This is a genomic window from Mesorhizobium sp. M7A.F.Ca.MR.362.00.0.0, assembly GCF_004023175.1.
In the GTDB taxonomy this organism is placed as follows: domain Bacteria; phylum Pseudomonadota; class Alphaproteobacteria; order Rhizobiales; family Rhizobiaceae; genus Mesorhizobium.
Genome location: NZ_RZTF01000162.1, coordinates 8201 through 13245, shown reverse-complemented (window position 1 = coordinate 13245; position 5045 = coordinate 8201). Strand labels below are relative to the sequence as shown.

The window sequence follows — 5045 nt, the reverse complement described above, 5'->3', positions numbered from 1 at the left end:
GTAACAAACACTTGCAAGTGGGAGCCGTCCACATATGGAACTGGGCGCGCCGCGAAGAGATGCCGCTCCCCTTGGCGGCATGAGCGCGCTCGATGCCATGGCGCTGTCGGACGAGGCGCTCGAGGCCTGGATGTCTGCCAAGACCACCAACCGCCCGCTGGTGCGGACGATGTCGGCGCTGGAGGGCTTCGTAACGGCGGCGGTCACCGGGCCGCGCTACCCGGACCCGCAAGACTGGATGTGCCCGCTCATGGGGTTGCCGCGCGACGTCCTGGCCAAAGGGTCTGCAACCGATCACGCCGTGTTTGCCAGCGTCGCCAGAATCCACAACCGGATCAACGAGACGCTCTTCGACAGACCGCAGGATTATGCGCCCCGATTCGCCACTAAGCCCAGCGGCGGCATCGACCCGCGGCCGTGGTGCCAGGGGTTCTACGCGGCCATCAATCTCAACATCAAAAAATGGAAATCGCTACTCGACCTCAAGAACCCTAACCACGGCCTCCTGCTGCCGATCCTGATCTACTGCGTCGACAAAAAGGGCAGGCCCGTCCTCGGCAAGCCCAGGCCGGGGCCCGAGACCGCGCGCTTCATCGAGCACGAGGCGTACAAAGACATCGCCCTCGTCATCCCCGCCCTGCGCGAACTCCACTACGTCACCCGTTATGACGATCCGAAGTGATCGGCGCCGGCGCGCCGACCAACGAGCGATCTAACCATCAAGACGATTTCGGGAAAGGTGCCTTGGCGCACCGCTTACTTTGAGAGTGCGGAGCGCGGCAAGTTAGAAATGCGACAATGAGGCCGGTCCTGGCGCCGACGGAGCGCCCGATCGGGCGTAAGCTGGTCGGGGTTGCGCAGCCCGATCGGGTGCGTTCCAGTAGGCTCCCCTCGGCTTTAGCTTTGAGAGCCGCTTCACTCGGCTGCGGCCAACCTTGCCAGTGCCTGTTCTCGCCGCGCGATGACAGCAGGATCGTTCATGAAATCCGTCCTGCGGCCCGGCTTCGTTCCGCGCTTCTTGTAGGCGCTCTGCTCGCTGTTGGTCTTGATCTTCGGCGGAGGCCGCGCCTCGTCCTGCTGAGCCTTGATCCAGGTCAGCACTTCGCCGAGCCGCTTGTTCTCGGTGATCGCCGTGTGCGTGACGCGCTGCTCCTTGTCGAAGACGGTGTGGGGCAGGGAACACGCTCTCCACCGAACGTCCAGCCGACCGTCGGCGAACTCGTAGATATCGACGTATTTGCCGACCAGTCCGCACGAAAGCTCGTTCTTCTCCAGCATGATTTGCCTGCGCTCGTAGGAGAACGACAATTGCTGGCCGACATAGCGCTGCTCCCGCTTGCACAGCACGTCACGCAGCCGATCCGACGCAACATTCAACGCGCGATGCAGATTGTCCGGTCGGGCAGAGACCTTGGCGAACCTCTCGTTGAAGTCGACCATGAACGCCGGTAGGAACGCATTGGCCGCCTCGATGTCCGATATGCCGGCGAGGCGCAGTTCCTTCACAAGACGGTCCTGCAGCGTCCGATTGACCCTTTCGACCCGGCCTTTGGCCTGGCTCGAATTGGCGCACAGGATCTCAATGTTGAGTTCTGACAAGGCGCGGCCGAACTGGGTCATGCCGCGGCCTGCCTTGGCATCCTTCTTGGCGACACGAAACACCGTGTGCTTATCCGCGACTTACTGAAACCGCTGTCCCAATTTAGCGAAATCCGCAGGGAAAGGGCGGAAGCGATCCGCAAGATGGTGAGCGACAACGTGCCCACGAGCCGGCATCACGGGGCGCCCAAGCATGGCGAAGCTCTGCTCGCCGGCCTTGTCCGCTGCCGGCGCTGCGGCCGCAAGCTGACGGTCCGCTACACGGGAACCAACCACAACATTCCGCGCTATTCCTGCTGGCGTGGTCTGCTTGACAATGGCGAGCCGCGTTGCATCGCCTTCGGTGGACTACGCGTCGACGACGTCATCGAGGAAGCTCTTCTGCGGGTTGTCGAGCCGGGAGCGATAGCCGCGGCCGTCGAGGCCGAAGCGCGAGCGGCCATCGGAGTAGAATGCGACTGGGCAGCCGTGTGCCTTCAGATAGAGTTCCAGCGCCTCGAAGTAGCTGAAGGTGCTCTCCGACTTCACAAAGCGAAGCTGCTGGAGCTTGCTTGTGGCGTCGTCGATGAAGACGAGCAGGGTGCATGGATCGCCCCGCTCCTCGAACCAACGGTGATCACTGCCGTCGATCTGCACCAGCTCGCCATAAGATTCCCGACGCAAACGAGGCTGATGGAATGTCCGGCGCTGCTTGCGCGACAGCCAGATTCCGGCTTCCGCCATCCATTTGCGCAACGTCTCTCGCGACACGATCAGGCCGTGGTTCGCCGCCAACTTCTCGGCCGCCAAGGTCGGCCCGAAGTCGAGATAGTGTTCCCGAACCAGCCGAACCGCCAACTCACCGACGCCGGCGACATATCGATGGTTCGACGGTCGTCCTCGAGCCTTGTGCCGAAGTGCTGCGGCGCCTTCAGTCCGGAACGCCTTCAACAGACGCTGGACCTGGCGCGTCGTCATATCCAGGACATGCGCCGCTGAGACAACCGTCATGCGCCGCTCCAAAACCTTCGACAGCACCTCGATGCGTTGCAGCTCGCGCTCGCTCATCAAAATCAGTCCCAACCCGCCGTCTCCCTCGCTCATCGACGAGCAGGGCGACATTCCTACTTTGCGGAATCAAGACATTTCTATTTTGCGGCAATAGGTTTTGACTGTCTAATGAAGCTTATGGAACACAGGGCCCACCATTGTCGCGCGACTTGCGAACGCGGTGACGAGTTTTATCGGGTCAGAGTTCATGCTTTCGAAAGCGGACCCCGTGAACTTTGTTGAGAAGCCATCGGAAAAACAGCGGAATCTCTGCGCCGGTGACATCATTGCAGCGAAACTTTTCGAGTTCACTCGAATCCGACAATAGCCCAATGGCTGCCTCCTTTCGCAGACTTCCCGAACCCACAGTTGTGTGACATTCCCGCGCCGCCCTCTTTGCAAGGTAGTAATCAAAGTCAACGCTCATCCGAAACCCTTGCCTCTGGTCTTCAACGCTAGTCGGTAAACGTCAGCATTCAATTTAGCCCCGGTAAAGAAGTCCGGGATCGCCGAGTAAATGAGACCACCACAGGAACTCCCGCCGGCTGTTGTTGACGACAGCCAATGAGCTTGATTTCGGATAGGTGTTATCTAAGTAGCTCGGCAGCTTTGTTGTGAATGTTGCGTCGACCCACATCGATTGCCTCAAGTCGCTCAGGTCCCGAGCGACATTCGTAGCAGCTCTCGCAAATACGCTTGTAATCCCTGAGCATCCGTCGGAAAGGGGTGAGTGAGAGACAATGGCTAACGATAGGCGCCCATTGATCGTCATCAATATGAAGTGTCAGGCGCCCGACCGCCGTTCCGAGCTTTAGACGATATGGACCGCCGGTATGTCCGAGAGGCACGAACGTGTTCGTCTCAAGAAGGTCGATTATAGCGAACGCTTGTTCACGCTCGACGCGAGGGTTCCGTGCGCTAAGCGAAGTGTCGAGCGCGACATCGCAAATCCGGAACGGGGCCGAATCCATCACAATTGTTCCCCTACTGGCTACACGCTCAAGCACAGATACTTGATCTCCGTGTAGTCCTCCAACCCGTACTTCGACCCTTCGCGCCCCAAGCCGGATTGCTTGATGCCGCCGAACGGCGCGACCTCGGTCGAGATCAGGCCAGTGTTTACTCCGACCATGCCGTACTCGAGCGCTTCCGCTACTCGGAAGATCTTGGAGACATCCTTCGAGAAGAAATAGGATGCCAGTCCGAACACCGTATTGTTGGCCAACTCGATGACGTCTTCCTCCGTCTCGAACCTGAACAGAGGAGCAACCGGACCGAAGGTCTCCTCAGTGGAGACGAGCATATCTGCCGTGACCCCCGTCAAGATGGTGGGCTCGAAGAAGAGGCCACCTTGGCCGGCGGGTTTGCCACCGATTTCGACCCTTGCGCCTTTTCCGACGGCATCGGCGACATGCTCTTGAACCTTCTTGAGCGCGGTTTCATCGATCAGCGGTCCAGTCGTGACGCCTTCGGCAAAGCCGTCGCCGACCTTCATCTGTCGAACGCGCTTTGCAAGCTTGCTGGCAAAGGCGTCGTAGATGCCGGACTGCACATAGAGGCGGTTGGCGCAGACGCAGGTCTGACCGGCATTGCGATATTTAGAGACCATCGCACCTTCTACGGCGGCGTCCAGATCCGCATCGTCGAAAACGATAAATGGCGCATTGCCGCCAAGTTCCAGACCAAGCTTCATGATCTGGTCCGCGCCCTGCCGCATGAGGATTTTTCCGACATTGGTCGAGCCCGTGAAGGTGACCTTGCGAACCTTTTCGTTGCTGCAGAACTCTCTGCCGATCTCGGAAGACGCGGTGGACGTTAACACTGAAAACAAACCTGCTGGGAGGCCGGCCCGTTCTGCGAGAACAGCAAGTGCCAGCGCCGACAGCGGGGTCTGTGCGGCGGGTTTCGATACCATGCTGCAGCCTGCGGCGAGCGCGGGAGCCACCTTGCGGGCAAGCATGGCGTTGGGGAAGTTCCAAGGCGTGATGGCACCGACTACGCCCACCGGCTGCTTGATCACAATGATGCGTTTGTCCGGCTGATGACCGGGAATGGTATCCCCATAAATACGCTTGGCTTCCTCGCCGAACCACTCGACATACGAGGCGCCGTAAAGGATCTCTCCCCTCGCCTCGGACCATGGCTTGCCCATTTCCATGGTCAGAATTGTGGCCAAATCATCGGCGTTGGACACGATGAGATCGTAAAGATTGCGGAGAATAGCGGCCCTCTCCTTTCCCGTACGCGTTGCCCACGTCTTCTGTGCGACATGCGCCGCATCAATGGCGCGGGTGACCTCCTGCCTTCCAAGGTCGGGCAGCGTGGCGATCACTTCTCCTGTCGACGGGTTGGTCACATCAAAGACATCGCCTGTCGAACTTTTTGACACCCATTCGGCACCAACAAGTGCCTTATTG

3 protein-coding genes and 3 pseudogenes are annotated in these 5045 nt (G+C 59.6%); 2 read left to right on the top strand and 4 right to left on the bottom strand.

Annotated elements, in window-relative coordinates; translation table 11 throughout:
- Positions 1 to 34 precede the first annotated feature (34 nt).
- Positions 35 to 682: a UPF0149 family protein gene (locus EOC06_RS19730; protein ID WP_245469805.1), complete on the top strand. Its 648-nt coding sequence runs from the start codon at positions 35 to 37 to the stop codon at positions 680 to 682.
- A 233-nt stretch (positions 683 to 915) separates the two neighbouring features.
- On the opposite strand, the pseudogene EOC06_RS19725 reads toward EOC06_RS19730, so the two are convergent.
- Positions 916 to 1677, bottom strand: a pseudogene (locus tag EOC06_RS19725) (ISNCY family transposase); the annotation flags it as partial.
- 66 nt (positions 1678 to 1743) lie between these two features.
- Between EOC06_RS19725 and EOC06_RS42910 the strand changes: the two are divergent.
- Positions 1744 to 1920: pseudogene (locus EOC06_RS42910) on the top strand (zinc ribbon domain-containing protein); the annotation flags it as partial.
- A 120-nt stretch (positions 1921 to 2040) separates the two neighbouring features.
- Here EOC06_RS42910 and EOC06_RS19715 read toward each other — a convergent pair.
- The 3 genes and pseudogenes from EOC06_RS19715 to EOC06_RS19705 all read right to left on the bottom strand — a co-directional run.
- Positions 2041 to 2661 (bottom strand): annotated as a pseudogene (locus EOC06_RS19715) (ISNCY family transposase); the annotation flags it as partial.
- A 554-nt stretch (positions 2662 to 3215) separates the two neighbouring features.
- Complete coding sequence (locus EOC06_RS19710; RefSeq protein WP_128308567.1) at positions 3216 to 3599, bottom strand: UPF0262 family protein; 384 nt, start codon at positions 3597 to 3599, stop codon at positions 3216 to 3218.
- 20 nt (positions 3600 to 3619) lie between these two features.
- The coding region (locus tag EOC06_RS19705) for an NAD-dependent succinate-semialdehyde dehydrogenase (protein ID WP_281062092.1) at positions 3620 to 5045 on the bottom strand (1426 nt) is incomplete at its 5' end.

Bases quoted from the DNA above. Each gene is read 5' to 3' on its own strand.
- EOC06_RS19730 (WP_245469805.1), top strand. From the start codon at position 35: ATGGAACTGGGCGCGCCGCGAAGAGATGCCGCTCCCCTTGGCGGCATG.
- EOC06_RS19710 (WP_128308567.1), bottom strand. From the start codon at position 3,599: ATGGATTCGGCCCCGTTCCGGATTTGCGATGTCGCGCTCGACACTTCG.